This window comes from Brevibacterium picturae (assembly GCF_030453725.1).
GTDB lineage: Bacteria > Actinomycetota > Actinomycetes > Actinomycetales > Brevibacteriaceae > Brevibacterium > Brevibacterium sandarakinum_A.
Window position 1 is genome coordinate 1 of sequence record NZ_JAKDJU010000287.1, and the last position, 2,567, is coordinate 2,567.

General features: G+C 66.5%; 10 protein-coding genes. All 10 read right to left on the reverse strand.

Features of this window, described 5'->3' with window-relative positions; genetic code table 11:
- Positions 1-21: 21 nt before the first annotated feature.
- Complete coding sequence (locus L0G76_RS15615; RefSeq protein WP_304358052.1) at positions 22-264, reverse strand: hypothetical protein; 243 nt, start codon at positions 262-264, stop codon at positions 22-24.
- Positions 261-434, reverse strand: coding sequence for a hypothetical protein (locus L0G76_RS15620; RefSeq protein ID WP_304358053.1), 174 nt, complete (start codon positions 432-434; stop codon positions 261-263). The genes L0G76_RS15615 and L0G76_RS15620 overlap by 4 nt, the downstream gene beginning before the upstream one ends.
- A 4-nt stretch (positions 435-438) precedes the next feature.
- Positions 439-867 carry a hypothetical protein gene (locus L0G76_RS15625; protein WP_304358054.1) on the reverse strand — a complete coding sequence of 143 codons (429 nt, stop codon included), beginning with the start codon at positions 865-867 and terminating at the stop codon, positions 439-441.
- On the reverse strand, positions 864-1,133 hold the full coding sequence (locus L0G76_RS15630) for a hypothetical protein (RefSeq protein ID WP_304358055.1): 270 nt from the start codon (positions 1,131-1,133) through the stop codon (positions 864-866). The genes L0G76_RS15625 and L0G76_RS15630 overlap by 4 nt, the downstream gene beginning before the upstream one ends.
- Positions 1,130-1,291, reverse strand: coding sequence for a hypothetical protein (locus tag L0G76_RS15635; RefSeq protein ID WP_304358056.1), 162 nt, complete (start codon positions 1,289-1,291; stop codon positions 1,130-1,132). Before L0G76_RS15635 ends, L0G76_RS15630 begins: the two co-directional genes overlap by 4 nt.
- The gene (locus L0G76_RS15640) at positions 1,288-1,494 is read right to left on the reverse strand and encodes a hypothetical protein (RefSeq protein WP_304358057.1); all 207 of its coding nucleotides are present in this window, start codon (positions 1,492-1,494) and stop codon (positions 1,288-1,290) included. The genes L0G76_RS15635 and L0G76_RS15640 overlap by 4 nt, the downstream gene beginning before the upstream one ends.
- Positions 1,491-1,697, reverse strand: coding sequence for a hypothetical protein (locus tag L0G76_RS15645; protein WP_304358058.1), 207 nt, complete (start codon positions 1,695-1,697; stop codon positions 1,491-1,493). Before L0G76_RS15645 ends, L0G76_RS15640 begins: the two co-directional genes overlap by 4 nt.
- Complete coding sequence (locus L0G76_RS15650) at positions 1,694-2,011, reverse strand: hypothetical protein (protein ID WP_304358059.1); 318 nt, start codon at positions 2,009-2,011, stop codon at positions 1,694-1,696. Before L0G76_RS15650 ends, L0G76_RS15645 begins: the two co-directional genes overlap by 4 nt.
- Complete coding sequence (locus tag L0G76_RS15655) at positions 2,008-2,169, reverse strand: hypothetical protein (protein ID WP_304358060.1); 162 nt, start codon at positions 2,167-2,169, stop codon at positions 2,008-2,010. The genes L0G76_RS15650 and L0G76_RS15655 overlap by 4 nt, the downstream gene beginning before the upstream one ends.
- A 23-nt stretch (positions 2,170-2,192) precedes the next feature.
- On the reverse strand, positions 2,193-2,567 hold a 375-nt coding region (locus tag L0G76_RS15660), incomplete at its 5' end, for a hypothetical protein (protein ID WP_304358061.1).

Here is a 2,567-nt window from a genome sequence, read left to right on the forward strand (position 1 = left end):
AAGGACACGAGCCGTCTTGCGTCACGACACGACCACGCTCAACTGCGGAGGGCCGCGTTGAGCGTGCTCGCGGGCGGCGACCATGACTTGCCGGTTGACCTTCCCTCCGGAGTGGAGGATGCCGGTCATGATCGGGTCTCCGAGCCGTTCGAGGAGGGTCACGACCTGATCGCGTGCTTCCTGGTACTGGGTCATGAACACGTCGCGGGGTTCACCCGGTGGCGCTTCCTGGTCGGTGGACCCGACGAGCGTCAAGCGGGTCATGCGTCACCGTCCAGTGCGCGGCCCTTGAGCTTCTCCACGTCGTCAGGGTCGGTGAGCTTGGCGATCTGTTCGAGGATCAGGACTGCCGGTCCGGGGGTCTTGGTCAGCTCGTGGATGACGCGCAGGCGGTCTTCGTAGGCGTCGGCGCGGCGGTTGTCGTAGTCGCTCATGCGGTCATCCTTCCAGTGCGCGGCGGATGTCGTGCGTCCACACCTCGGGGTTGCCGTGCAGCTCGGCGTAGAGCAGTTCGGCATCGACGGCTTGAATCCGCGCATCCCGTTCCTTCACGACTTCGATCAGGTCGAGTGCCGCCGCGTGTTCGTCCTGCGCGGTCTGTCGCCATTCGTCCCGCTCAGCCTCGGCCTGGGTAGCGCGGGCGACCTGTGCGTCCAGGGAGTGCCACGAGTCAATCATGTGGCGTAGCTGGTCTCGCAGCTCCCTGTTCTCGCGCTTCCGGTAGTCCCGCTCAGCCTCGGCCTGGTCGATCTGTTCGAGGAGGGCGAGCACCTGGTGCGGGAAGATGTAGACGGCTTCGAGGTCGTCGGGGTCCAGGGCCTCCATTTCGGCCCGCAGCTTGTCCGGGTCGATCTGCTCAAGGGTCATGCGTCCTCCCATTCGGTGATGTAGCGGACCTGGGTGCGGGCGATCCAGTCACCGTCACGGATCGTCTCCTCCTCGGCTTCGATGGGCACGAGAGCCGTCCAGCCGATCATGTCAGGGTCATATCGGTCCGCGCCGTCGCTCTCCCAGCGAGAGCATGAGCATCGCTCAACGGGCCAGTGGTCAGGATGAGTCGCGGTCGTGCCCTCGGGGAACTTGTCCATGGGAAGCTCAGCAGAATCGATCAGGACGGGCTTGTAGAGCTTCACGGGGTCTCCTTGTCCAGGTAGAGAGCGGAGTGCTCGGTGCCGTCTGGGGTCATGTCGTAGGACGACCAGTGATCCGTGCCCTGCTCCTTCGCGGTGCGCTCAGCCTCCTCGCCCAGTCGGTAGCAGGTGACGCAGTGCTTGTGGGTCCTGTCGATCACGGGGTCTCCTCGGTGAGCGCTGCGACGGTGGGGCACGGCCATGCGGGGCTGGTGTACTCTCCGGTCCCGTCAGGGTGTCGGCAGTACGTGCAGCGCCCGTCGTCCTCGGTATGGATAGCGATGGCGGTGTTGATCCGCTTACTGAGGGTGTCGCGCTGGGCGATGACGCGTCGGAGCGCGTCACGGTCGCTGTAGACGGTCACGGTGTCTCCTCTCGCGCCAGGCAGTCCGGGCATGTGTCCATCGGGTGGGTGTTCACGGATCGCCAGCCGTCCGCGATGATCGCGTCTCGTGCAGGGCCGTCCCGCAGATAGGGCGTCCGCACCCATCGGTCGCACACGTCGCACTGTGCGAGCCATACGCGGGCGATCGGAGAGCCCTCGTGCAGGGGGAAGGAGTGGATCATGACCGGGCCTCCTTCGCGGCGGTGAGAACGGCGCGGGCGACCGGCTTCCACTCCCCGACCACCCCCGGGTCCTCCCACGGCCTCTCCTCCGATAGGAGGAACACCCGCTTGACGATCTCCCGCGCGGCGGCTTCGACCTCGGCGTCGGTCGGCTCCTGCTGTGCGAGGTGGTCGCGTGCCCACACGGCACCCTTCTCGAAGCCAGCGGGGAACCATGCACGAATATCAGCGGAGGCTCCCGACACTTCGAGCATGGCTGTGATGCGCGCCTGCCCTTCGGCGCGTGCGGCGGTGGTGAAATCGTCGGTGGTCATCGGCTCTCCTTCGGGTAGACCTGCTCGATTGCGTGCGCGAGAGCGGCGGCGTGGGTGGGGTGGACACTGAACGCCCCGCTGATGTGGTGGCAGTCGTCGTAGTAGACCCACGCACTCCACCCCTGCCCGTATCTCGTGCCGACCCCGATTCTCAGCATTCGGAGCACCTTGGCGCGGCGCTTCACGGCTGCTCCTCGGTGACGACTCGGACGCCACGCTCGGCCAGGAAGTCGGCCAGGCGTTCCACGCGCTCGGGCGTGAGCGCGCCGACGCCACCGGTAGCAGACCTGAGCCACGACTGGATCTCGGGCTTGATGTCCTCGGCACCCTCGGGCCGCTGGGGTTCGGTGAGAGCGGAGGCGAGAATGTCGCGGACAACTTCCTCGTCGTTGCCGTTTTGGTACTGACCCCAGTAAGCGCTCAGGCCCCGCGCCATCATCCCGTCGGTGATGTCGTCGGCGGTGAGGCGGCGGGACTTCTCGGCCTCGATCAGCCGTCCTTCCAGTCGTGCGACCGTCTCGTCACGCTCATGCACGTCGGCCAGTGCGCGCTCGGC